This window comes from Staphylococcus sp. EZ-P03, from assembly GCF_003344575.1.
Lineage (GTDB): Bacteria > Bacillota > Bacilli > Staphylococcales > Staphylococcaceae > Staphylococcus > Staphylococcus simulans_B.
Window position 1 is genome coordinate 1 of record NZ_QPMO01000058.1, and the last position, 670, is coordinate 670.

1 protein-coding gene is annotated in these 670 nt (G+C 30.4%); it reads left to right on the top strand.

Features of this window, described 5'->3' with window-relative positions; translation table 11 throughout:
• Positions 1-596: transposase (locus DVJ99_RS12960; RefSeq protein ID WP_162912225.1), on the top strand; the 596-nt coding region annotated here is incomplete at its 5' end.
• Between the last annotated feature and the right edge of the window lie 74 nt (positions 597-670).

Sequence of the window (670 nt, forward strand, 5' to 3'; positions counted from 1 at the left end):
TCTTTGATAGATTTCATATCGTTCAGCACATGAATAGAGAGTTAAACTTCTATCGCAGAGAAGTAATGAATCGTTATAAAGACAAAGAAGGAAGGGAATACCCTGTTTTAAAGAACAAATGGAGGCTTCTTTTAACAGACAAACGTAAACTCTTCATGATGGATGGTATTTGGGATGGTTCCTTTAGATGTTATAAAAAAGGTTATGATCTAGTGAATTTTATGCTTCAAACAGATGAAAAGTTAAAAAATTCATACGAACTAGTACATGATTTACGCGAGAGTTTAAAATTATGTAATTGGAAAGATTTTATCAATCGTTTGAACGACGTTGATAAAAACTCAATTAGTAAAAACATATGGAAAGTAGTAACATTTTTTAGAAAGCATCAAGAAATACTTCGTAATACGATTTACAATCCCTTATTAAATAACGGTGCAATCGAGGGTATTAACAATAAAATAAAGTTAATTAAGCGAATTTCATATGGATACAGAAGCTTTAATAACTTAAGAAACCGTATAATGCTGGTATTTAGTTTATTTAAAAACAAAAAGAAAAAGACAACCAGACCCGTACATCGGATGGTTGTCTAAATGATAGAATTCGAAGAATTCCAATCAAAATTAAGTTCTTTAAATTATTCACCCACCACAAATGGTGGAGAACC